This is a genomic window from Pseudomonas sp. QL9 (assembly GCF_041409665.1).
Lineage (GTDB): Bacteria > Pseudomonadota > Gammaproteobacteria > Pseudomonadales > Pseudomonadaceae > Pseudomonas > Pseudomonas knackmussii.
Map to the genome: position 1 here is coordinate 2,661,806 of NZ_CP166971.1, position 24,082 is coordinate 2,685,887.

Annotated in this window: 22 protein-coding genes; 18 read left to right on the forward strand and 4 right to left on the reverse strand. The window is 60.6% G+C overall.

The window, feature by feature from the left end; all coding sequences use genetic code 11:
- Positions 1-4: 4 nt before the first annotated feature.
- Genes gyrB through dnaA form a run of 4 tightly spaced genes read right to left on the reverse strand, consistent with a single transcriptional unit; the run spans position 5 to position 6,242 of the window.
- Positions 5-2,425 (reverse strand): DNA topoisomerase (ATP-hydrolyzing) subunit B, encoded by a 2,421-nt coding sequence (gene gyrB, locus ACA097_RS12620; RefSeq protein WP_043247961.1) that lies wholly within the window; start codon positions 2,423-2,425, stop codon positions 5-7.
- Positions 2,422-3,528 carry a DNA replication/repair protein RecF gene (gene recF, locus ACA097_RS12625; protein ID WP_371370309.1) on the reverse strand — a complete coding sequence of 369 codons (1,107 nt, stop codon included), beginning with the start codon at positions 3,526-3,528 and terminating at the stop codon, positions 2,422-2,424. Before recF ends, gyrB begins: the two co-directional genes overlap by 4 nt.
- Before the next feature lie 10 nt (positions 3,529-3,538).
- Positions 3,539-4,645 (reverse strand): DNA polymerase III subunit beta, encoded by a 1,107-nt coding sequence (gene dnaN, locus ACA097_RS12630; RefSeq protein WP_371370310.1) that lies wholly within the window; start codon positions 4,643-4,645, stop codon positions 3,539-3,541.
- A 37-nt stretch (positions 4,646-4,682) separates the two neighbouring features.
- The gene (gene dnaA / locus ACA097_RS12635; protein ID WP_371370312.1) at positions 4,683-6,242 is read right to left on the reverse strand and encodes a chromosomal replication initiator protein DnaA; all 1,560 of its coding nucleotides are present in this window, start codon (positions 6,240-6,242) and stop codon (positions 4,683-4,685) included.
- A gap of 525 nt (positions 6,243-6,767) precedes the next feature.
- Between dnaA and rpmH the strand changes: the two genes are divergently transcribed.
- The 18 genes from rpmH (at position 6,768) to atpD (ending at position 24,048) form a co-directional block, all read left to right on the forward strand.
- Positions 6,768-6,902, forward strand: a complete 135-nt coding sequence (gene rpmH / locus ACA097_RS12640) for a 50S ribosomal protein L34 (protein ID WP_003100258.1) — start codon at positions 6,768-6,770, stop codon at positions 6,900-6,902.
- A 14-nt stretch (positions 6,903-6,916) separates the two neighbouring features.
- A complete protein-coding gene (rnpA, locus tag ACA097_RS12645; RefSeq protein ID WP_371370313.1) occupies positions 6,917-7,324 on the forward strand; it encodes a ribonuclease P protein component in 408 nt (135 codons plus the stop codon).
- A complete protein-coding gene (gene yidD / locus ACA097_RS12650) occupies positions 7,317-7,565 on the forward strand; it encodes a membrane protein insertion efficiency factor YidD (RefSeq protein WP_043256750.1) in 249 nt (82 codons plus the stop codon). Before rnpA ends, yidD begins: the two co-directional genes overlap by 8 nt.
- 2 nt (positions 7,566-7,567) lie before the next feature.
- On the forward strand, positions 7,568-9,316 hold the full coding sequence (yidC, locus tag ACA097_RS12655) for a membrane protein insertase YidC (RefSeq protein ID WP_371370314.1): 1,749 nt from the start codon (positions 7,568-7,570) through the stop codon (positions 9,314-9,316).
- 64 nt (positions 9,317-9,380) lie between these two features.
- Positions 9,381-10,748: a tRNA uridine-5-carboxymethylaminomethyl(34) synthesis GTPase MnmE gene (gene mnmE / locus ACA097_RS12660; RefSeq protein ID WP_371370315.1), complete on the forward strand. Its 1,368-nt coding sequence runs from the start codon at positions 9,381-9,383 to the stop codon at positions 10,746-10,748.
- A gap of 99 nt (positions 10,749-10,847) precedes the next feature.
- Positions 10,848-12,425, forward strand: a complete 1,578-nt coding sequence (locus ACA097_RS12665; RefSeq protein WP_371370316.1) for a sulfotransferase domain-containing protein — start codon at positions 10,848-10,850, stop codon at positions 12,423-12,425.
- 617 nt (positions 12,426-13,042) lie between these two features.
- Positions 13,043-14,935 (forward strand): tRNA uridine-5-carboxymethylaminomethyl(34) synthesis enzyme MnmG, encoded by a 1,893-nt coding sequence (gene mnmG / locus ACA097_RS12670; protein WP_043256743.1) that lies wholly within the window; start codon positions 13,043-13,045, stop codon positions 14,933-14,935.
- Complete coding sequence (gene rsmG, locus ACA097_RS12675) at positions 14,935-15,609, forward strand: 16S rRNA (guanine(527)-N(7))-methyltransferase RsmG (protein ID WP_043256741.1); 675 nt, start codon at positions 14,935-14,937, stop codon at positions 15,607-15,609. The genes mnmG and rsmG overlap by 1 nt, the downstream gene beginning before the upstream one ends.
- Positions 15,602-16,390: a ParA family protein gene (locus ACA097_RS12680; protein ID WP_043256739.1), complete on the forward strand. Its 789-nt coding sequence runs from the start codon at positions 15,602-15,604 to the stop codon at positions 16,388-16,390. Before rsmG ends, ACA097_RS12680 begins: the two co-directional genes overlap by 8 nt.
- A 17-nt stretch (positions 16,391-16,407) precedes the next feature.
- Positions 16,408-17,280, forward strand: a complete 873-nt coding sequence (locus ACA097_RS12685; RefSeq protein ID WP_043256737.1) for a ParB/RepB/Spo0J family partition protein — start codon at positions 16,408-16,410, stop codon at positions 17,278-17,280.
- A gap of 149 nt (positions 17,281-17,429) precedes the next feature.
- A complete protein-coding gene (locus tag ACA097_RS12690) occupies positions 17,430-17,837 on the forward strand; it encodes a F0F1 ATP synthase subunit I (protein ID WP_043256735.1) in 408 nt (135 codons plus the stop codon).
- A 16-nt stretch (positions 17,838-17,853) separates the two neighbouring features.
- The gene (gene atpB, locus ACA097_RS12695) at positions 17,854-18,723 is read left to right on the forward strand and encodes a F0F1 ATP synthase subunit A (protein WP_043256732.1); all 870 of its coding nucleotides are present in this window, start codon (positions 17,854-17,856) and stop codon (positions 18,721-18,723) included.
- 113 nt (positions 18,724-18,836) lie between these two features.
- A complete protein-coding gene (gene atpE, locus ACA097_RS12700) occupies positions 18,837-19,094 on the forward strand; it encodes a F0F1 ATP synthase subunit C (protein ID WP_043256731.1) in 258 nt (85 codons plus the stop codon).
- A 51-nt stretch (positions 19,095-19,145) separates the two neighbouring features.
- Complete coding sequence (locus ACA097_RS12705) at positions 19,146-19,616, forward strand: F0F1 ATP synthase subunit B (protein WP_043256729.1); 471 nt, start codon at positions 19,146-19,148, stop codon at positions 19,614-19,616.
- A gap of 11 nt (positions 19,617-19,627) precedes the next feature.
- On the forward strand, positions 19,628-20,164 hold the full coding sequence (locus tag ACA097_RS12710; protein ID WP_043256727.1) for a F0F1 ATP synthase subunit delta: 537 nt from the start codon (positions 19,628-19,630) through the stop codon (positions 20,162-20,164).
- Positions 20,165-20,182: 18 nt separating this feature from the next.
- Positions 20,183-21,727, forward strand: a complete 1,545-nt coding sequence (gene atpA / locus ACA097_RS12715; RefSeq protein WP_043256725.1) for a F0F1 ATP synthase subunit alpha — start codon at positions 20,183-20,185, stop codon at positions 21,725-21,727.
- Between the two features lie 53 nt (positions 21,728-21,780).
- Positions 21,781-22,641 carry a F0F1 ATP synthase subunit gamma gene (gene atpG, locus ACA097_RS12720; RefSeq protein WP_043256724.1) on the forward strand — a complete coding sequence of 287 codons (861 nt, stop codon included), beginning with the start codon at positions 21,781-21,783 and terminating at the stop codon, positions 22,639-22,641.
- 30 nt (positions 22,642-22,671) lie between these two features.
- Positions 22,672-24,048: a F0F1 ATP synthase subunit beta gene (gene atpD / locus ACA097_RS12725; RefSeq protein WP_043256722.1), complete on the forward strand. Its 1,377-nt coding sequence runs from the start codon at positions 22,672-22,674 to the stop codon at positions 24,046-24,048.
- Positions 24,049-24,082 lie beyond the last annotated feature (34 nt).

Below are 24,082 nucleotides of genomic sequence, written 5' to 3' on the forward strand. Positions count from 1 at the left end.
GCGCTTAGACGTCCAGGTTCGACACCGCCAGGGCATTGCTTTCGATGAAGTCGCGGCGCGGCTCCACGGCATCGCCCATCAGGGTGTTGAATATCTGGTCGGCAGCGATGGCGTCCTCGATGGTTACCTTGAGCATGCGGCGCACGTTCGGGTCCATGGTGGTTTCCCACAGCTGCTCCGGGTTCATCTCACCCAGACCTTTGTATCGCTGGATGCTATGGCGCTTGGTGCCTTCGGCCATCAGCCAGTCCAGAGCTTCCTTGAAGCTCGAGACCGCCTTCTTGCGCTCGCCCTTCTGCACATAGGCGCCTTCTTCCATCAGGCTGTTCAGCTTGGCGCCCAGGTCGGTTACCGAGCGGTAATCGTTGCTGGCGAAGAAGTCGCGGTTGAAGGTGACGTAGTTGGACAGGCCGTGGGCGACCATTTCAACTTCCGGCAGCCACAGGTGACGTTCGCGGTCTTCGCGCAGGCTGGCGGTATAGGTCAGACCCGACTTCTCCGAGCCCTTAAGGCGTGCCTGGAACTGCTCCAGCCAACCCTGCATCGCAGCCTGGTCGCCCAGTTGCTCGACGTCGATACGCGGCAGGTAGACGAAGTGCTCGGTCAGGTCCTGCGGGTACAGGCGCGAGAGGCGGGAGAGGGTACGCATCACCGCGCGGTATTCGTTGACCAGCTTCTCAAGCGCTTCGCCGGACAGGCCCGGGGCGCTTTCGTTGACGTGCACGCTGGCCTCTTCGAGGGCCGACTGGGTCATGTATTCCTCCATGGCCAGGTCGTCCTTGATGTACTGCTCCTGCTTGCCTTTCTTCACCTTGTACAGCGGCGGCTGGGCGATGTAGATGTAGCCGCGCTCGACCAGCTCGGGCAGCTGGCGGAAGAAGAAGGTCAGCAGCAGGGTACGGATGTGCGAACCGTCGACGTCAGCATCGGTCATGATGATGATGTTGTGGTAACGCAGCTTGTCGATGTTGTACTCCTCGCGACCGATACCGCAGCCCAGCGCGGTGATCAGGGTGCCGACCTCCTGGGAGGACAGCATCTTGTCGAAGCGAGCTTTCTCGACGTTGAGGATCTTGCCCTTGAGCGGCAGGATCGCCTGGGTCTTGCGGTTACGGCCCTGCTTCGCAGAACCGCCCGCGGAGTCACCTTCCACGATGTACAGCTCGGAGAGGGCGGGGTCCTTCTCCTGGCAGTCGGCGAGCTTGCCTGGTAGACCGGCGATGTCCAGCGCACCCTTGCGGCGGGTCATCTCGCGGGCCTTGCGCGCGGCTTCACGGGCGCGGGCGGCGTCGAGCATCTTGCCGACCACTGCCTTGGCCTCGTTGGGGTTCTCCAGCAGGAAGTCGGCGAAGTACTTGCCCATTTCCTGTTCCACGGCAGTCTTCACTTCCGAGGAAACCAGCTTGTCCTTGGTCTGCGAGCTGAACTTCGGATCCGGCACCTTCACCGAAATGATCGCGGTCAGGCCTTCGCGGGCATCGTCACCGGTGGTGGCGATCTTGTACTTCTTCGCCAGGCCTTCCTGCTCGATGTAGTTGTTCAGGTGGCGGGTGAGGGCGGAGCGGAAGCCCGCCAGGTGGGTACCACCGTCACGCTGTGGAATGTTGTTGGTGAAGCAGAGGATGTTCTCGTTGAAGCTGTCGTTCCACTGCAGGGCGATCTCCACGCCAACGCCATCTTCCTCGCGCTGGGTGTTGAAGTGGAAGACCTGGTTCACCGCGGTCTTGTTGGTGTTCAGGTACTCGACGAAGGCGCGCAGGCCACCTTCGTACTTGAACAATTCTTCCTTGCCGGAGCGCTCGTCGCGCAGGACGATGCCGACGCCGGAGTTCAGGAAGGACAGCTCGCGGATACGCTTGGCCAGGATGTCCCAGCTGAAGTGGATGTTGCTGAAGGTCTCGGCGGAAGCCTTGAAGTGGACTTCGGTGCCCGAGCCTTCGGTCTCACCGACCGGGCGCAGCGGGAACTGCGGAACACCGTGGTGGTAGATCTGCTCCCAGACCTTGCCTTCACGGCGAATGGTCAGGCGCAGCTCTTCGGAGAGTGCGTTGACCACGGACACACCCACGCCGTGCAGACCGCCGGAAACCTTGTAGGTGTTGTCGTCGAACTTACCGCCGGCGTGCAGTACGGTCATGATGACCTCGGCCGCCGAAACCCCTTCTTCCTTGTGGATATCGACCGGAATACCACGGCCGTTATCGCGAACGGTGATCGACTCATCGGTGTGGATGGTGATGCTGATCTCGCTGCAGAAGCCAGCCAGAGCCTCGTCGATGGAGTTGTCCACCACCTCGAACACCATGTGGTGCAGGCCGGTGCCATCGTCCGTGTCGCCGATGTACATGCCTGGACGCTTGCGTACCGCGTCCAGCCCCTTCAGCACCTTGATGCTGGAAGAGTCGTACGTATTGTTCTCGCTCATTCTTCACTCCCGGGGGTGGTCTGAGAGACATGCCCATGTTCCACGTGGAACATGGCAACCGGCGTGTCCGTTCGCCAGCCGTCCATCAATAGTTCAGGGTCGACGCAGGTGATGAATACCTGGCAACCCAAATCTTCAAGCAACCGGCACAGCGAGTGACGGTGCTTCTCGTCCAGTTCGGAGGGCAGGTCGTCTACCAGGTAGACGCATTGTCCTCGCTTGGCCTGATTGATCAGGTGACCCTGGGCAATCCTGAGGGCGCAAACCACCAGTTTCTGCTGCCCTCGCGACAGGATCTCCGCCGCGTTATGACTGCCCAGTCGAATCCGTAAATCGGCACGCTGCGGTCCAGCCTGGGTATGTCCCATCTGCTGGTCGCGTAGCAAGCTACTGTTCAACACCTCGCTCAGCTCGCGATCCTTGTCCCAACCGCGGTAATAACTCAGGGTGAGCTGGTCCAGCTGGATCAACTCGCCGAGGGTCTGCTCGAAGACCGGCTTGAGCGCCTGGATATAGGACCGTCGATAGCCATCGATTTCTTCACTCGCAGTGCACAGCTCGCGGTCCCACGCAGCTTGCGAAGCACCGTCCAGTCTACCATGCCGGAGCCACGAGTTCCGCTGGCGCAGCGCCTTCTGTAGCCGCTGCCAGGCGACCATGAAGCGTTGTTCCACGTGGAACACTCCCCAGTCGAGGAACTGCCGGCGAATCTTCGGCGCACCTTCCAACAGACGGAAACTGTCCGGGTTGATCAGCTGCAGCGGCAAGGTTTCGGCGAGTTGCGCCGTACTGCGCGCGTTCTGCCCGTCGATACGAATCTGGAACTCACCCTGGCGATCACGAGCCACACCGAGATTGCTGCTCATACCATTGCCGAGCTGAACCTGGCCGAAGACCGTGCAGCTTGGCTGTTCGTACTGGATGACAGGGTTGAGCCGCAGGCTACGGAAGGAACGAGCAAGGCCGAGCAGGTGGATGGCTTCGAGCAGGCTGGTCTTACCGCTGCCGTTTTCGCCGTAGAGGATGTTGATGCGGGGAGAGGGGGAGAAGGTCACCGGGTGCAGGTTGCGCACCGCGGTGACCGAGACGCGGGTCAGTGACATTCAGTGAACGTCAGAGCCGCATCGGCATGACGACGTAAGCGGAGTCGTCATTGTCAGCTTCCTGGACCAGCGCGCTGCTGTTGGCATCGGAGAGGATCATGCGAACCTGCTCGGTGCCCATCACGCCCAATACGTCGAGCAGATAGCTGACGTTGAAGCCGATCTCCAGGCTGCTGCCGTTGTAATCAACCTGCACTTCTTCTTCCGCTTCTTCCTGCTCCGGGTTGTTCGCCTGGATCTTAAGAAGACCGGAAGACAGTTGCAGGCGAATGCCGCGGTATTTCTCGTTCGAGAGAATGGCGGTACGGCTGAACGCTTCGCGCAGTAGCTGACGATCACCGATAACCAGCTTGTCACCGCCTTTCGGCAGAACACGCTCGTAGTCAGGGAACTTGCCGTCGACCAGCTTGGAAGTGAAGGTGAACTCGCCGGTGGTAGCACGAATGTGGTGCTGGCCGAGAACGATGTCGACCTGGCCGTCCTGCTCGGTGAGCAGACGGGCCATCTCGAGGATGCCCTTGCGCGGAACGATAACCTGGTGACGATCCTGCGCCTCCGGCACAGCACCGCACAGCGAACACATGGCGAGGCGGTGACCATCGGTGGACACGGCGCGCAGAGTGCCGGCGTATACCTCGAGCAGCATGCCGTTGAGGTAGTAGCGCACGTCCTGCTGGGCCATGGCGAAGCTGGTGCGGTCGATCAGGCGACGCAGTTTGCTCTGCACCAGGCTGAAAGTCAGCGAACCCGGGCCTTCCTCGACAGTCGGGAAGTCGTTGGCCGGCAGGGTCGACAGCGTGAAGCGGCTGCGACCGGCCTTGATAACGAGCTTCTGCTCATCGACGCGCACATCGATCAGCACGTCCGAAGGCAGGCTCTTGCAGATATCCATCAGCTTGCGTGCCGGGACAGTGATCTCGCCGGGCTCGGCCGGCTCTTCCAGATTGACGCGACCAACCAGCTCGACCTCGAGGTCGGTACCGGTCAGCGACAGCTGCTGGCCCTGGACTACCAGCAGGACGTTGGAAAGAACCGGCAGCGTTTGGCGGCGTTCCACCACGCCAGCGACCAGTTGCAGGGGTTTCAACAGAGCTTCGCGTTGAATAGTGAAATGCATGGTCTATTCCCTTGCCTTGTGGGGCTGCAGCTTGGCCTCAGGTGGTCAGCGTACGCAGCAGGTTCTTGTAGTCCTCGCGGATGTCCGCGTCGGATTCCTTCAATTGAGCGATCTTACGACAGGCATGTAGCACAGTGGTGTGGTCCCGACCGCCGAAGGCCACGCCGATTTCCGGCAGGCTGTGGTTGGTCAGTTCCTTCGACAGCGCCATGGCGACCTGGCGCGGACGAGCGACCGAGCGCGAACGGCGCTTGGACAGCAGGTCGGCGATCTTGATCTTGTAGTACTCGGCGACAGTGCGCTGGATGTTGTCGATGCTCACCAGCTTGTCCTGCAGAGCCAGCAGGTCCTTCAGCGACTCGCGGATCAGCTCGATGGTGATCGGGCGCCCCATGAAGTGCGAATGCGCGATTACCCGCTTCAGTGCACCTTCCAGTTCACGCACATTGGAGCGAATGCGTTGCGCAATGAAGAAAGCGGCGTCGTGAGGCAGCTCGACCTTGGCCTGCTCGGCCTTCTTCATCAGGATCGCCACGCGAGTCTCCAGCTCCGGAGGCTCGACGGCTACCGTCAGGCCCCAGCCAAAGCGCGACTTGAGGCGCTCTTCCAGGCCTTCGATCTCCTTCGGATAGCGGTCGCTGGTGAGGATCACCTGCTGGCCGCCCTCGAGGAGCGCGTTGAATGTGTGGAAGAACTCCTCCTGGGAGCGCTCCTTGCGCGCGAAGAACTGGATATCGTCGATCAGCAGCGCGTCAACCGAACGGTAGAAGCGCTTGAACTCGTTGATCGCGTTCAGCTGCAACGCCTTGACCATGTCCGCCACGAATCGCTCGGAATGCAGGTACACGACCTTGGCATTGGGGTTCTTCTTCAGCAGGTGGTTGCCCACAGCGTGCATCAGGTGCGTCTTGCCCAGGCCCACGCCGCCATAAAGGAAGAGCGGGTTGTAGCCATGCTTGAGGTTGTCTGCAACCTGCCAGGCCGCGGCGCGCGCGAGCTGGTTGGATTTACCTTCGACGAAGTTCTCGAAGGTAAAGGTGCGGTTCAGGTAGCTGGTGTGCTTGAGCGCACCTTCTACCTGCACGTTGCGCTCGGTGCGCACCGCAGGCGCTGGAATGGCTGCGGCGAGCGGATCGATACTCGGGCTCGACTCGTCGATGTCCGGTATCGGCTCCTGCACGTTCAGCTGCATCTGCTGGACGCGCGCGGCTGCTTCTTCCTGAGCGGGTGCTTCGGCCTGGTAGGCCTGGGCCTTGGCCGCACGCACCTGAGCTGGAGTCGGCTGCGGAGTGATGGTCGGCGCCGGCATGGCGTGGCTTTGCGGCACCAGTGCCGGACGCGGCGCGCGGCTGCGGCGACTGCCGATCAGCAAGGAGAGCGCCGGGATCTGCCCATTGCCGCGCTCCCCAAGGAGCTCGAGCAGGCGACCCATGTATTTTTCGTTGACCCAGTCGAGCACGAAGCGATTCGGTGCGTAGACACGCAGCTCCTCGCCCTCGGCTTCCACCTGCAATGGGCGGATCCAGGTATTGAATTGTTGGGATGGCAGCTCGTCGCGGAGCAATTCCACGCACTGCTGCCAGAGTTCCACGGACACGGGTATCCCCCAAGGGTTTCGAAGGCACGGAGCCAAAGGAAACGCCTATTGTAGCCCTCCCTTACAGACTTATCCACACGAGAAATCAACAAGTGGGCAAGCAAAATCAAGACCTTAATGATGCACAGGCACCAGCCACTGGAACACCCGAAAACTTGTGGATAACCACCATTAAGGCCTGGGAAGAAGTCCAGGGAGAACTCTGTTGGCAAGTCAGCTGTGGACAACAGCGCCTTTCACCCCCAGCTTGCCCACAGGGGAAGCACAATGAGCCCACCAGCAATCGACAGAGCTGTCCTTCGCCAATCATCGCAGCCGGTGCGGCCGGAATTGACTTATCCACACAAAAACGCTCCACCAACATCAATTGCTTTCACAATCCTTTATTCAAAAAATCTCCTCTTACTTTCTATTTCATCGGGCACGCTGGTTGGAAATTGACCTGCCGCTGGCTTTTCACTAGAATCGCCGGTCTCTTTAAACGGGGTCACTACGACCTCAAGTCGTCAACCCAGGTACCGAACAATGAAACGTACTTTCCAACCCAGCACCCTCAAGCGCGCTCGCGTCCATGGTTTCCGCGCCCGTATGGCTACCAAGAACGGCCGTCAGGTTCTGTCGCGTCGTCGCGCCAAGGGCCGTAAGCGTCTGACCGTCTGATTTGCCCGGCACCGGTGGTGAGTCGAGGATTCGAACGGGAAAAGCGTCTACTGACTTCCCGGCACTTCACAGCAGTCTTCGACTCCCCCAGCGCCAAGGTTCCCGGTAAGCACGTCCTGCTGCTGGCGCGCGAAAACGCTCTGGATCACCCCCGCCTCGGCCTGGTGATCGGCAAGAAGAACGTCAAGCTCGCCGTCGAGCGCAATCGCCTGAAACGCGTGATCCGTGAAACGTTCCGGCACAACCAGGAAGCCCTGGCTGGTCTGGACATCGTGATCATCGCGCGCAAGGGCCTGGGCGACCTGGAGAATCCCGAGCTGCACCAGCAGTTCGGCAAACTCTTCAAGCGTCTGGTGCGCAACCGACCCCGGCCGGAAACCGCAACCGAACCTCCGGGGGTAGCCGATAGTTCCCATGCGTAAACTGGCGCTTCTTCTGATCCAGTTTTACCGCTACGCCATCAGCCCTTTGATGGCCAACCACTGTCGCTTCCACCCCAGCTGTTCCTGCTACGCGCAAGAGGCCATCGAACATCATGGCCTCTTGCGTGGTGGCTGGCTGACCCTGCGTCGCCTGGGTCGCTGCCATCCCTGGCATCCCGGTGGCTATGATCCCGTGCCGCCCGCCAACTCCACGCCCCGCCCTTCCTCGACGGCCGAGTAACCATGGACATCAAGCGTTCAATCCTATTCGTCGCCCTGGCAATCGTGTCCTATGCGCTGGTTCTCCAGTGGAACAAGGACTACGGTCAGCCCCAGCTGCCGGAACAGACCGCGACCTTCAACCAGCAGAACCAAGGTCTGCCGGACACCTCCGTGCCGACCAGCGGCACCGCCAGTGCCGACGTGCCTACGGCGCCGACCGCTACTGCTAGCCTGCCGAACACCCAGGCAGCGGCCGCGACTGGCCAGATGATCAAGGTCAAGACCGACGTTCTCGAACTGGCCATCGACCCGCGCGGTGGCGACGTGGTGCAACTGGGCCTGACCCAGTACCCGTTCCGCCAGGATCGCCCGGACCTGCCGTTCCCGCTGTTCGAGCATGACCAGCAACGCACCTACCTGGCCCAGAGCGGTCTGACCGGCGCCGATGGTCCCGACGCGACTGTCGCCGGCCGTCCGCTGTTCAGCAGCGCCAAGAGCGAATACCAGCTGGCCGACGGCCAGGACAAACTGGTCGTCGACCTGAACTTCGCCCGCGACGGCGTCAGCTACATCAAGCGCTTCACCTTCCACCGCGGCATGAAGACCGACTGCAGCGACAAGGAAAAAGCGCAGAAGAAGCTCGACTGCATCAACCCGAACGCTTACCAGGTCGACGTCAGCTATCTGATCGACAACCAGAGCGGCAAGCAGTGGAACGGTCTGCTGTTCGCCCAGCTCAAGCGTGATGCCAGCGCAGACCCGTCGTCGACCACCGCCACTGGCGTATCGACCTACCTGGGCGCTGCTATCTGGACCCCGGACAAGCCCTACAAGAAAGTGTCCATGAAGGACATGGACAAGGAAGGCGTCAACGAAACCGTGCAGGGCGGCTGGGTAGCCTGGCTGCAGCACTACTTCGTGACCGCCTGGGTTCCGGCCAAGGGCGACACCCACAACGTCCTGACCCGCAAGGACGCCCAGGGCAACTACATCGTCGGATTCACCGGCCCGACCCTTAGCGTCGCTGCCGGGGCCAAGGCCGAAACCAACCTGACCCTGTACGCCGGTCCCAAGCTGCAGAAGTACCTGGGCGAGCTGTCCCCGGGCCTGGAGCTGACCGTCGACTATGGCCCGCTGTGGTTCATCGCCCAACCGATCTTCTGGCTGCTGCAACACATCCACGGTCTGCTGGGTAACTGGGGCTGGTCGATCATCCTGCTGACCATCGTCATCAAGATGGCCTTCTTCCCGCTGTCTGCCGCCAGCTACCGCTCGATGGCCCGCATGCGCGCCGTTTCGCCGAAGATGCAGGCGATCAAGGAACAGCACGGTGACGATCGCCAGAAGATGTCCCAGGCAATGATGGAGCTGTACAAGAAGGAGAAGATCAATCCGCTGGGCGGCTGCCTGCCGATCCTGGTGCAGATGCCGGTCTTCCTGTCCCTGTACTGGGTACTCCTGGAAAGCGTCGAGATGCGCCAGGCCCCGTGGCTGGGCTGGATCACCGACCTCTCGGTGAAGGATCCCTTCTTCATCCTGCCGATCATCATGGGCGCGACCATGCTGGTTCAGCAGATGCTCAACCCGACTCCGCCGGACCCCATGCAGGCCAAGGTGATGAAGCTGATGCCAGTGGTCTTCACCTTCTTCTTCCTGTGGTTCCCGGCTGGCCTGGTGCTGTACTGGGTGGTCAACAACTGCCTGTCCATTACCCAGCAGTGGTACATTACCCGGCAGATCGAAGGCGCGAGCAAGGCCAAGACAGCCTGATAATCGCACCAGCCAAACAACAGAACGCCCCCTCGTGGGGCGTTCTGCTATGTGGAGAACGTGCATGAACGCAGCCCGTGAAACCATTGCCGCCGTCGCCACCGCCCAAGGTCGCGGAGGCGTCGGCATCGTCCGTGTCTCCGGACCAAGGGCGCTGCCAATCGCCATCAGCCTCAGCGGCCGTGAACCGCAGCCCCGCTACGCGCACTACGGGCCCTTCTACGACGACGATGGCGAAGTCATCGACGAAGGCTTGCTGCTGTTCTTCCGCGGACCCAATTCCTTCACTGGCGAGGATGTCGTCGAACTGCACGGCCACGGCGGCCCGGTAGTGCTCGACATGCTCCTGCAGCGCTGCCTGGAGCTTGGCTCGCGCCAAGCCCGCCCCGGCGAATTCAGCGAGCGCGCGTTCCTCAACGACAAACTCGACCTGGCCCAGGCCGAAGCCATCGCCGACCTCATCGAGGCCAGCTCGGCGCAGGCCGCACGCAACGCCGTTCGCTCGCTGCAGGGCGAGTTTTCGCGTCGCGTACATCAGCTCACCGAACAGCTCATCCAGTTACGCATCTACGTCGAAGCGGCCATCGACTTCCCCGAGGAAGAGATCGATTTCCTCGCCGATGGCCATGTCCTTTCGCAACTCGACAAGGTCCGCACCGAACTCGCCGGCGTTCTGCGGGAGGCAGGCCAAGGTGCGCTGCTGCGCGATGGCATGACGGTAGTGATCGCCGGCCGTCCGAATGCCGGCAAATCCAGCCTGCTGAACGCACTGGCGGGCCGTGAAGCGGCCATCGTCACCGATATCGCAGGCACCACGCGGGACGTGCTGCGCGAACATATCCACATCGACGGCATGCCGCTGCATGTCGTCGACACCGCCGGCTTGCGGACGACGGATGACCATGTGGAAAAGATCGGTGTGGAGCGCGCACTCAAGGCTATCGGCGAGGCTGACAGGGTACTTCTGGTGGTGGACTCAACCGCTCCCGAGGCTGTGGATCCTTTTAGCCTGTGGCCGGAGTTCCTCGACGAACGACCGGACCCCGCTCGCGTAACCCTGATCCGCAACAAGGCCGACTTATCCACATCGCCTATCGGCCTGGAAGAAAGCGCCGACGGCCACGTCACCCTGACCCTGTCCGCCAGGTCCGGAGACGGCCTCGAACTGCTGCGTGAGCACCTGAAGGCCTGCATGGGCTTCGAGCAGACCGCAGAAAGCAGCTTCAGCGCCCGCCGGCGACACCTGGAAGCCCTGCGCCACGCAGGCCAGCACCTCGATCACGGGCACTCCCAGCTGCTTCTCGCCGGGGCCGGCGAACTCCTTGCAGAAGACCTGCGCCAGGCCCAGCACGCCCTTGGCGAGATCACCGGGGCATTCAGCTCGGACGACCTGCTCGGGCGCATCTTCTCCAGCTTCTGCATCGGCAAGTAAGCACAGCTATAAGAAATAATTTACATATCAGAAAAACGGTGAACGATATTTGCTGACTAAGATTCGTGTCTCCCCTACAGATCCTACGAGGGAATGTAAATGCGCCAATTATCTCCCACCTTATTCCACATCACTCATTGGAAAGCAGGCTCGCAATGGATTCTGAAGATTCTGGAAGCTCTAGCTCCTGAGCGAATAATTCGACCACGAGTCGGTGAAGGCCAGTTACTTCTGGATCCCATTATAGAAGGGGGTATTTACCCGACAGCCTATCTTACAAAAGAGCAATTCTATTCAATAAATCGTCCGGCAGGCTCCAGGCATTTTGTCGTTGTTCGCGACCTACGCGACACCCTAATATCCGGTTATTTCAGCGCTCGCTACAGCCATGCATTGAGCTCCACCGGACTGGCTGACCTACGTAATCAGCTTGAGCAAATGAGTCTTGACGATGGTTTAATCTTCCTTGCAGAAAAATGGCTTCGAGGTCCAGCTCTAATTCAAGCATCCTGGCTTCAGGAACCAACACACATTTTTAAGTATGAAGATATCCTCTCCCATGATCTCGAACTTATGCAGGAGGCTCTCAACACTGTAGGTGGCCTGAATGTATCGACAGAGCGCCTCAGAGTCGCAGTCGAGACGAACCGCTTCGATGTTCTGACAGGAGGGCGCCAAGCAGGTCTGGAAAACACCATGGCCCACGAGAGGAAAGGGATTGCCGGAGATTGGCGGAATCACTTCAGTGAAAGAGTGAAGCAACGTGTGGACGAGCTTTATGGCCCCTTACTTCGCAGTTATGAAAAGGGAATCCCATTAAAAACATCCGTTGCTGTCAATCGCCCTGCGCTTCCGGGAAAGATTGGTGCAGCAGATGTTCTGAAGAGCTACTCCAAAACCATTTCTATTCATCCGACGTTACCCAGTTATGCTCATTGGCTTGCCTGGGAACTTGCGGCCTTCAGACGAATTCCCTTGAGTGGTCGAATTCTCGACTTGGGATGCAGTGACCCCAAATTCTTTAATATTTTATTGCCAGCAGGCAGTACTGCCGAGGGGATGTGCACAAACTCGCATCAAGCTGAGCAGGCTCGCCTTTACGGTCGTTACGACAGCGTGAGTGAGGGAGGGTTTTCCGCATTGCAAAAAATGTGCGAGTTCGACCATGTGTTTTCCCGAGGTTCACTAGTGCATTTCCCGAGACTGGAAGATAACTTGAAAGGTGTTTTGGAGAAGCTACGGCCAGGGGGATCTTTTGCTTGCAGTGTAGTTACCAACCGCTATGAAGAGTGGGAGACTCTGCCGTATCTGCTGGAAAGAACTGGGCATGCGGACATTGCGCAACAGGCACGCAAGAACCATAGAAGCTTCCATGGGATCCATTACGCCATCCCGATAGAGCAATGGCAGCGTCACTTCGTCGAGGCGGGGTTCGAAATCTGCGCTACCTATCCTGTAGTCCCCAAGGTAAACGCGCAGGCGAATCTTATGTTCGATGCGCTCTGGCACGCGCCATCCGCAGAAGGGCGACCAATTGGCGAGTTCATGGGAGCTTACGTATCTGCCAGACCCCGCTTTCTGCAGTTATTGGCCAACTCGATCGACGCCCTGATGGAGCTGGAAAGCAACTGGGAAGACACAGCCGGAGCTGTATTCGAGCTCCGAAAACCTCTATAGGTGATGCCTTCAGCTCGGACGACCTGCTCGGGCGCATCTTCTCCAGCTTCTGCATCGGCAAGTAATCCTCTTATCCACATCAGCAAACGCCCGGCTACTCGACAGTACCCGGGCGTTTTTGCTTCCGCTTCATTCGTCCGCTTGTGGACAGTCTTACCCTGACAATCCTCCTAACCCACGCCGTTATTGGTATCGATGGGAATATTCACATGCCTTCATGAACCCTGTGGAAAACTACCGTATAGGTACGTAGACAAGCCCGTGGCTAACCCACTGGATAACTCGCCTGTGCATAAATGTGCTTTCCATGCACAGGTGATCAACCGGCCTTCCCCCGTTTCCCGACACCTTCGGCACAGTCTTATCCTTCCTCGAAACCAGCGTCCTTAAGGGGCTTGAATCGTTTATCCACAGATAGTGTGCACACCAAACATAATCACTAGCTCTAAAAAGATTTAAAAACTCCCTTTCATTTTTTTCTGTTAATAGCTTTTCCCCTCCGTGAGCCGACCGACGATTGGCTACTTTTTGTCCAGGTCCCTTCAATCGTTTCCGTTAAGCCCCTATACTGTGCGGCTCTCTTTTTCTTTCCCTGATCGACAGGCACGAGGTGCGTGGTGGATTTCCCTTCCCGTTTTGACGTGATCGTGATCGGCGGTGGCCATGCCGGCACAGAGGCTGCGCTCGCGGCCGCACGCATGGGCGTGAAGACCCTGCTGCTCACCCACAATGTGGAAACCCTGGGCCAGATGAGCTGCAATCCGGCCATCGGCGGTATCGGCAAGAGCCACCTGGTCAAGGAAATCGACGCCCTGGGCGGCGCCATGGCGCACGCCACCGATAAGGGCGGCATCCAGTTCCGCGTGCTGAACAGCCGCAAGGGTCCGGCTGTACGCGCTACTCGTGCCCAGGCAGACCGCGTGCTCTACAAGGCAGCGATCCGCGAGATCCTGGAAAACCAGCCGAACCTGTGGATATTCCAGCAGGCCTGCGACGACCTCATCGTCGAACAGGATCAGGTCCGCGGCGTGGTGACCCAGATGGGTCTGAAATTCCATGCAGACCAGGTTGTACTCACCGCCGGTACTTTCCTCGGCGGACTTATCCACATCGGACTGCAGAATTACTCTGGCGGCCGCGCTGGTGACCCGCCCGCAATCGCCCTGGCCAAACGCCTGCGCGAACTGCCCTTACGTGTCGGTCGCCTGAAGACCGGTACGCCGCCGCGCATCGATGGTCGCAGTGTCGATTTCTCGGTAATGACCGAGCAGCCCGGCGACACGCCGATCCCGGTGATGTCCTTCCTCGGTTCCAAGGAAGAACACCCGGCCCAGGTCAGCTGCTGGATCACCCATACCAACGCCCGCACCCACGAGATCATCGCGAGCAACCTCGATCGCTCGCCGATGTACTCCGGTGTCATCGAAGGCATCGGCCCGCGCTATTGCCCGTCGATCGAAGACAAGATCCACCGCTTCGCCGACAAGGACAGCCATCAGGTCTTCCTGGAGCCGGAAGGCCTGACCACTCATGAGCTGTACCCCAACGGCATCTCCACTTCGCTGCCGTTCGACGTACAGCTCGAGATCGTCCGCTCGATCCGTGGCATGGAGAACGCCCACATCGTTCGCCCGGGCTACGCCATCGAGTACGACTACTTCGATCCTCGCGACCTGAAGTACAGCCTGGAGACCAAGGTGATCGGCGGCCTGTTCTTCGCCGGCCAGATCAACGGCACCACCGGCTACGAAGAAGCCGGCGCCCAAGGCCTGCTCGCCGGCGCCAACGCCGCACTGCGTGCGCAGGGCCGCGAAGCCTGGTGCCCGCGCCGTGACGAGGCGTACATCGGCGTGCTGGTCGACGACCTGATTACCCTGGGCACCCAGGAGCCTTACCGCATGTTCACTTCGCGTGCCGAATACCGACTGATCCTGCGCGAAGACAACGCCGATTTGCGCCTGACTGAAAAAGGCCGCGAGCTCGGCCTGGTCGACGACAAGCGCTGGGCGGCCTTCGAGGCCAAGCGCGAAGGCATCGAACGCGAAGAACAGCGCCTGAAGAGCACCTGGGTGCGCCCGAACACGCCGCAGGGCGATGCCATCGCCGAGCGTTTCGGTACTCCGCTGGCCCATGAGTACAACCTGCTCAACCTGCTGGCCCGCCCGGAAATCGACTACGCCAGCCTGGCCGAAGTGACCGGCAGCGGCGCAGAAGATCCGCAGGTTGCCGAGCAGGTAGAGATCCGCACCAAGTACGCCGGCTACATCGATCGTCAGCAGGACGAGATCGCCCGCCTGCGAGCGAGCGAGGACACCCGTCTGCCGGACGATATCGACTACACCACGATCTCCGGGCTGTCCAAGGAGATCCAGAACAAGCTCGGCCAGTCCCGACCGGAAACCCTCGGCCAGGCCGGGCGTATCCCCGGCGTCACCCCGGCGGCCATCTCCCTGCTGCTGATCCACCTGAAGAAACGCGCGTCGAGCCGCCAGCTGGAGCAAAGCGCCTGATGTCCCTCGTTACCCAAGCCCACGCCGACGAACTCGTGCGTGGGGCAGCCGCGCTCGGCGTCGCACTCGACGAAGAGCGCAAGCAAGGCCTGCTCGCCTACCTCGCCCTCCTAGCGAAGTGGAACAAGGCCTACAACCTCACCGCGGTGCGCGATATCGACGAGATGGTCTCGCGCCACCTGATCGACAGCCTGAGCATCGTCCCGAACTTCGTCGCCGCTGGCGGTGAACGCTGGCTCGACGTTGGCAGCGGCGGTGGCATGCCCGGCATCCCGCTGGCCATCCTGTTCCCCGAGAAGCGCCTGACTCTGCTCGACAGCAACGGCAAGAAGACGCGCTTCCTGACCCAGGTGAAGCTCGAGCTGAAGCTAAAGAACCTGGAAGTTATCCACAGCCGGGTCGAGGCCTATCAACCGGCCCAGCCCTTCAACGGCATCGTCTCCCGGGCTTTCAGCAGCCTGGAGGACTTCAGCAACTGGACCCGCCACCTCGGTGACGGCGAAACCCGCTGGCTGGCGATGAAAGGCGTACACCCGGCAGACGAGCTGGCAGCACTCCCGGAGGATTTCCGGGTCGAAGCCGAGCACACGCTGGATGTGCCGGGTTGCCAAGGTCAGCGGCATCTGTTGATACTGCGCCGTTGCGTGACGGGGACGGGGGAAAACCATGGCTAAGGTATTCGCGATCGCCAACCAGAAAGGCGGTGTCGGCAAGACCACCACCTGCATCAACCTCGCCGCTTCGCTGGTCGCGACCAAGCGCCGCGTGCTGCTGATCGACCTCGATCCACAGGGCAACGCCACCACCGGCAGCGGTGTGGATAAGTTGAACCTGGAGCACTCCATCTATGACGTCCTGACTGGCGAGTGCGATCTCGCCCAGGCAATGCAGTTCTCCGAGCACGGCGGTTATCAACTGCTGCCTGCCAACCGCGACCTCACAGCCGCGGAAGTGGTGCTGCTGGAGATGGAGATGAAGGAGCACCGACTGCGCCAGGCGCTGGCTCCGATCCGCGAGAACTACGACTACATCCTGATCGACTGCCCGCCATCGCTGTCGATGCTGACCGTGAATGCGCTGTCCGCCTCCGACGGGGTGATCATCCCCATGCAGTGCGAGTACTACGCGCTCGAAGGTCTGACCGACCTGATGAACAGCATCCAGCGCATCGCCGAACGCCTGAACCCGGCGCTGAAGATCGAAGGCCTGCTGCGCACCATGTACGACCCGCGCATCAGCCTGACCAACGACGTCAGCGCGCAGCTGCAGGAGCACTTCGGCGACAAGCTCTACACCACCGTGATCCCGCGCAACGTGCGTCTGGCCGAGGCCCCCAGCTTCGGCATGCCGGCGCTGGTCTACGACAAGCAATCTCGCGGCGCCATGGCCTACCTGGCCCTGGCGGGCGAACTGGCGCGCCGACAGCGCGCTTCCCGCTCCACCGCCACCGCATGAAGAACTAAGGAACCCGCATGGCCGTGAAGAAACGAGGTCTCGGACGCGGGCTGGACGCCCTGCTCAGTGGCTCCAGCGCCGCCACCCTGCAGGAAGAGGCGGTCCAGGTGGACAGCCGCGAGCTGCAACAGCTGCCACTGGACCTGATCCAGCGCGGCAAATACCAGCCGCGCCGTGACATGGATCCGCAGGCCCTGGAAGAACTGGCCCTGTCGATCAAGGCCCAGGGCGTCATGCAGCCGATCGTGGTGCGCCCGATCGATGGCGGCCGCTACGAGATCATCGCCGGTGAGCGCCGCTGGCGCGCCACCCAGCAAGCCGGCCTGGACAAGATCCCGGCGCTGGTACGCGAAGTGCCGGACGAAGCCGCGATCGCCATGGCGCTGATCGAGAACATCCAGCGCGAAGACCTCAACCCGATCGAGGAAGCTGCTGCACTGCAACGCCTGCAGCAGGAATTCCAACTCACCCAGCAACAGGTCGCCGACGCGGTCGGCAAGTCGCGCGTAACCGTGGCCAACCTGTTGCGCCTGATCGCCCTCCCCGAGGAGATCAAGACGCTGCTGTCCCATGGCGACCTGGAGATGGGCCATGCCCGTGCACTGCTCGGTCTACCTGAGCAGCGTCAGGTCGAAGGTGCGCGACATGTTGTCGCACGTGGCCTCACCGTGCGCCAAACCGAGGCACTGGTACGCCAGTGGCTGCATGCCCCGGCGGAACCTGTCAAAGCGGTCAAGGCCGATCCGGACATCAGCCGCCTGGAACAGCGCCTGGCCGAGCGCCTGGGCGCTCCGGTACAGATTCGCCACGGGCAGAAAGGCAAGGGCCAACTGGTCATCCGCTACAACTCGCTGGACGAGTTGCAAGGGGTTCTGGCCCACATCCGTTGAAACCTTCGGATGTGTAGCGGTAGTCGGAAATCACTACCGGGCTGTTGCCCGGGTATCCCGGGGCCCCTATACTCTGCGCGCAATTTTGTCGGCACAAAGTATGCCAAGTTGTTGATTTGCGAAGCCGACACCAGAGGACTGTGAGACAGATGGAACCCTGCAAGCCCACTCGTTTGCCCTTCCATCGCCAACCGGCTCTAGGCCTGTTGCTCGTCCAGCTGGTGGTGCTGCTTTTTGGTGCAGCAACCCTTTGGTTCATCAAGGGGCCGGTCGCGGGGTACTCCGGTTTGCTCGGAGGCTTCATCGCATGGCTGCCGAATGTTTATTTCGCGTTCAAGGCGTTTCGTTACAGCGGAGCGCGCTCGGCTCAACTGATCGTCCGTTCTTTCTACGCGGGCGAGGCCGGGAAGCTGATTTTGACGGCAGTGCTCTTCGCACTGGCGTTTGCAGGAGTGAAGCCGCTGGAGCCTCTGGCTCTGTTCGGCATCTACCTGCTGACCTTGCTGGTCAGCTGGTGCGCACCCCTGCTGATGGGACACACATTTACAAGACCTTAGAGCGATTGAGGCAAACATGGCAGCAGAAAGCGCTTCGGGTTACATCCAGCACCACTTGCAGAACCTGACCTTTGGTCGTCTGCCGGAAGGTGGTTGGGGGTTCGCCCACACAGCCGAACAAGCCAAGGAAATGGGCTTTTGGGCATTCCACGTTGACACCCTGGGCTGGTCGGTATTCCTCGGCCTGGTGTTCATCCTGATCTTCCGTGCAGCGGCCAAGAAGGCCACCAGCGGTCAACCCGGCGGCCTGCAGAACTTCGTCGAAGTTCTGGTCGAGTTCGTCGACGGCAGTGTGAAGGACACCTTCCACGGCCGTAACCCGCTGATCGCCCCGCTGGCGCTGACCGTGTTCGTCTGGATCTTCCTGATGAACCTGATCGACCTGGTGCCGGTGGACTTCCTGCCGCTGGCCGCAGCCAAGGTCACCGGCAACGAGCACCTGTTCTTCCGCGCCGTAGCCACCACCGATCCGAACGCCACCTTCGGCATGTCGATCGCGGTGTTCGCGCTGATCATCTTCTACAGCATCAAGGTCAAGGGTCTCGGCGGCTTCCTCGGCGAACTGACCCTGCACCCGTTCCACAGCAGCAACATGCTGGTTCAGATCATCCTGATCCCGGTCAACTTCCTGCTCGAGTTCGTGACCCTGATCGCCAAGCCGGTTTCGCTGGCTCTGCGTCTCTTCGGCAACATGTATGCCGGCGAGCTGATCTTCATCCTGATCGCGGTCATGTTCGGCACCGGCATTCTGTGGCTGGGCGGCATGGGCGTGGTGCTGAACTGGGCGTGGGCTGTGTTCCACATCCTGATCATCACCCTGCAGGCCTTCATCTTCATGATGCTGACCATCGTCTACCTGTCGATGGCGCACGAAGACAGCCACTGATCCACCAGTTCTGACCGGCTCCTTCCTTCCCGGAAGGGGCCGCGGAAAAGAAGTTTCACCACCTTAACTTGCTTCAACCTTTAACCAACACGACAAAAAAGTCGGGAGGAAAAATGGAAACTGTAGTTGGCCTCACTGCTATCGCCGTTGCTCTGCTGATCGGTCTGGGCGCCCTGGGTACCGCCATTGGTTTCGGCCTGCTGGGCGGCAAATTCCTGGAAGGCGCTGCTCGTCAGCCGGAAATGGTTCCGATGCTGCAGGTGAAAATGTTCATCGTCGCCGGTCTGCTCGACGCCGTGACCATGATCGGTGTTGGTATCGCGCTGTTCTTCACCTTCGCTAACCCGTTCATCGCTCAGGTAGCCCACTAATTTCCGGCTTCCGGAAAGACGTGACTGACAACGAACGAGCGAGGTGTTGGCGTGAACATTAATGCAACTCTGATCGGCCAGGCCATTGCGTTCGCCATCTTCGTCATCTTCTGCATGAAGTTCGTATGGCCTCCGGTCATCGCGGCTCTGCACGAGCGTCAGAAGAAGATTGCCGACGGCCTGGATGCTGCCAACCGTGCGGCTCGTGATCTGGAACTGGCTCACGAGAAAGCGGGCCAGCAACTGCGCGAGGCCAAGGCTCAGGCAGCCGAAATCATCGAGCAGGCGAAGAAGAGCGCTAACCAGATCGTTGATGAAGCCCGTGATCAGGCCCGTGTCGAAGGTGATCGCATGATCGCCCAGGCCAAAGCCCAGATCGAACAGGAGCTGAACAGCGTCAAGGATGCTCTGCGTGCCCAAGTGGGTGCACTGGCCGTATCCGGCGCCGAGAAGATCCTGGGTGCTTCGATCGACGCCAACGCGCAAAAGCAGCTGGTTGATCAACTGGCCGCTGAGATCTAAGCGAGGGCGATATGGCAGAACTGACCACGTTGGCTCGTCCCTACGCGAAGGCGGCTTTCGAGTACGCCCAGGCTCATCAGCAATTGGCCGCTTGGTCCGCTGCTCTGGGTGTGCTGGCTGCAGTGTCGCAGGACGACACCGTGCGCCAGCTGCTCAAAGAGCCTCAGCTGACTGCTGCGTCCAAGGCCGATGCGCTGATCGACGTATGTGGCGACAAGCTCAATGCTCCAGCCCAGAACTTCGTCCGGACTGTGGCTGAAAACAAGCGGCTCGACCTGCTGCCGACCATCTTCGAGATGTTCGAGCAGCTCAAGGCCGAGCAGGAAAAGCTGGTCGAGGTCGAGGTCACCAGTGCCTTCGCCCTGGACCAGGAACAGCAGGACAAACTCGCCAAGGCTCTCAGCGCCCGGCTCAGTCGCGAAGTGCGACTTCATGCGTCGGAAGACGCGAGCCTGATCGGCGGCGTGGTGATCCGCGCCGGCGACTTGGTAATCGATGGCTCGGTGCGCGGCAAGCTCGCGAAACTGGCCGAAGCGTTGAAATCTTGAGTTTGAAGGGGCAGCGGCATGCAGCAACTCAATCCTTCCGAAATTAGTGAAATCATCAAGGGGCGTATCGAGAAACTCGATGTCGCCTCGCAAGCGCGTAACGAAGGCACCATCGTCAGCGTGTCCGACGGTATCGTGCGCATCTTCGGTCTGGCCGACGTCATGTACGGCGAGATGATCGAATTCCCGGGCGGCGTCTTCGGTATGGCGCTGAACCTGGAGCAAGACTCCGTTGGTGCTGTGGTTCTGGGTGAATACCAGGACCTCAAAGAAGGCATGAATGCCAAGTGCACCGGCCGCATCCTGGAAGTCCCGGTTGGTCCGGAACTGCTGGGTCGCGTGGTCGACGCACTGGGCAACCCGATCGATGGCAAAGGCCCGATCGATGCCAAGCTGACCGACGCCGTCGAGAAAGTGGCTCCGGGCGTGATCTGGCGTAAGTCGGTAGACCAGCCGGTACAGACCGGTTACAAGTCGGTCGACGCCATGATCCCGGTAGGCCGTGGCCAGCGCGAGCTGATCATCGGCGACCGTCAGATCGGTAAGACCGCTCTGGCCATCGACGCCATCATCAACCAGAAGAACAGCGGCATCCGCTGCGTCTACGTTGCCATCGGTCAGAAGCAATCGACCATCGCCAACGTCGTACGCAAGCTGGAAGAGAACGGCGCCCTGGCCAACACCATCGTGGTCGTTGCCAGTGCTTCCGAATCCGCTGCTCTGCAGTACCTGGCTCCGTACTCCGGCTGCACCATGGGCGAATACTTCCGCGATCGCGGTGAAGACGCTCTGATCGTTTATGACGATCTGTCCAAGCAAGCCGTAGCCTACCGCCAGATCTCCCTGCTGCTGCGCCGTCCGCCGGGCCGTGAAGCCTACCCGGGCGACGTGTTCTATCTCCACAGCCGTCTGCTGGAGCGCGCATCCCGCGTTTCCGAAGAGTACGTAGAGAAGTTCACCAATGGCGCCGTGACTGGCAAGACCGGTTCCCTGACCGCTCTGCCGATCATCGAAACCCAGGCTGGCGACGTTTCCGCGTTCGTTCCGACCAACGTGATCTCGATCACCGACGGTCAGATCTTCCTGGAATCGGCCATGTTCAACTCGGGTATCCGTCCGGCCGTCAACGCCGGTATCTCGGTATCCCGTGTGGGTGGCGCGGCTCAGACCAAGATCATCAAGAAACTGTCCGGCGGCATCCGTACCGCGCTGGCCCAGTACCGTGAACTGGCGGCCTTCGCCCAGTTCGCTTCGGACCTGGACGACGCGACCCGCAAGCAGCTTGAGCATGGTCAGCGCGTTACCGAGCTGATGAAGCAGAAGCAGTACGCGCCTATGTCCATCGCCGAGATGTCGCTGTCCCTGTACGCCGCCGAGCGTGGCTTCCTGCAGGACGTCGAGATCGCCAAGGTGGGCGCCTTCGAACAGGCGTTGATCGGTTACTTCCAGCGTGAGCACGCCGCTCTGCTGGCCAAGATCAACGAGAAGGGTGACTTCAACGACGAAATCGACGCTGGCATCAAAGCCGGTATCGAGAAGTTCAAGGCCACCCAAACCTGGTAAGCCGCAGCGGGGGTCCGGTAAGGGCCCCCGCCTGCTAACCCGATAGGTGTCAAATGGCAGGCGCAAAAGAGATTCGCAGCAAGATTGCGAGCATCAAAAGCACGCAGAAAATCACCAATGCCATGGAAAAGGTGGCGGTGAGCAAGATGCGCAAGGCACAAATGCGCATGGCGGCCGGCCGTCCCTACGCGGAGCGCATTCGCCAGGTGATCGGCCATCTGGCCAACGCCAACCCGGAGTACCGTCACCCGTTCATGGTCGAGCGCGAAATCAAGCGCGTCGGCTATATCGTCGTGAGCTCCGACCGTGGCCTGGCCGGCGGCCTGAACATCAACCTGTTCAAGGCGCTCGTCAAGGACATGTCCGCCAAGCGCGAACAGGGCGCGGAAGTCGACCTGTGCGTGATTGGTGCCAAGGGTGCATCCTTCTTCAAGAACTTTGGCGGCAACGTGGTTGCAGCCATCAGTCACCTGGGCGAAGAGCCGTCGATCAATGATCTGATCGGCAGCGTCAAGGTCATGCTGGATGCCTACCTGGATGGGCGTATTGATCGCCTGTACGTGGTTTCCAACAAGTTCGTCAACACCATGACCCAGAAGCCGACCGTGGAACAGCTGATTCCGCTGGTGGCCGAGGACGACGCGAACCTGAAGCACCACTGGGACTACCTCTACGAACCCGACGCCAAGGCGCTGCTCGACGGCCTGCTGGTGCGCTACGTGGAATCCCAGGTGTATCAGGCGGTGGTTGAGAACAACGCCTGCGAGCAGGCGGCCCGGATGATTGCAATGAAGAACGCTACCGACAACGCCGGCGATCTGATCAGCGGACTGCAGCTGATCTACAACAAGGCACGTCAGGCGGCGATCACCCAGGAAATCTCGGAAATCGTCGGCGGCGCTGCCGCGGTGTAAGAACAGGTTCAAAATTCAGAGGAACCAGACATGAGTAGCGGACGTATCGTTCAAATCATCGGCGCCGTGATCGACGTGGAATTCCCGCGCGATGCCGTGCCGAGCATCTACGAGGCCCTGAAGGTTCAGGGCGTCGAAACCACCCTCGAAGTTCAGCAGCAGCTGGGCGACGGCGTGGTTCGTTCCATTGCAATGGGTTCCACCGAAGGCCTCAAGCGTGGCCTGAACGTGGACAGCACCGGCGCAGCCATCTCCGTCCCGGTCGGTACCAAGACCCTGGGCCGTATCATGGACGTACTGGGCAACCCGATCGACGAAGCTGGTCCGATTGGCGAAGAAGAGCGCTGGGGTATTCACCGCGACGCTCCGTCCTACGCTGACCAAGCTGGCGGCAACGACCTGCTGGAAACCGGCATCAAGGTAATCGACCTGGTCTGCCCGTTCGCCAAGGGCGGTAAAGTCGGTCTGTTCGGTGGTGCCGGTGTAGGCAAGACCGTAAACATGATGGAGCTGATCCGTAACATCGCCATGGAGCACAGCGGTTACTCTGTGTTCGCTGGTGTGGGCGAGCGTACCCGTGAGGGCAACGACTTCTACCACGAGATGAAGGATTCCGGCGTACTGGACAAGGTAGCCCTGGTTTACGGCCAGATGAACGAGCCGCCGGGCAACCGTCTGCGCGTTGCACTGACCGGCCTGACCATGGCCGAGAAGTTCCGCGACGAAGGCCGTGACGTACTGCTGTTCATCGACAACATCTACCGTTACACCCTCGCCGGTACCGAAGTATCCGCACTGCTGGGCCGTATGCCTTCCGCAGTAGGTTACCAGCCGACCCTGGCCGAAGAGATGGGCGTTCTGCAGGAGCGCATCACCTCCACCAAGAAAGGCTCGATCACCTCGATCCAGGCCGTCTACGTTCCCGCGGACGACCTGACCGACCCGAGCCCGGCGACCACCTTCGCCCACTTGGACGCCACCGTCGTACTGTCCCGTGACATCGCCTCGCTGGGTATCTACCCGGCCGTCGATCCGCTGGACTCGACTTCGCGTCAGCTGGACCCGCTGGTCATCGGCCAGGATCACTACGACACCGCTCGTGGCGTGCAGTACGTTCTGCAGCGCTACAAAGAGCTGAAGGACATCATCGCGATCCTCGGCATGGACGAACTGTCCGAGTCCGACAAGCTGCTGGTGGCCCGTGCTCGTAAGATCCAGCGCTTCCTGTCCCAGCCGTTCTTCGTGGCTGAAGTATTCACCGGCTCGCCGGGCAAATACGTCTCCCTGAAGGACACCATCGCTGGCTTCAAAGGCATCCTCAACGGCGACTACGACCACCTGCCCGAGCAGGCGTTCTACATGGTCGGCGGCATCGAAGAAGCCATCGAGAAAGCGAAGAAGCTGTAATCCCGTGCGCCCGGAAACGGGCGCTTACGTGAGG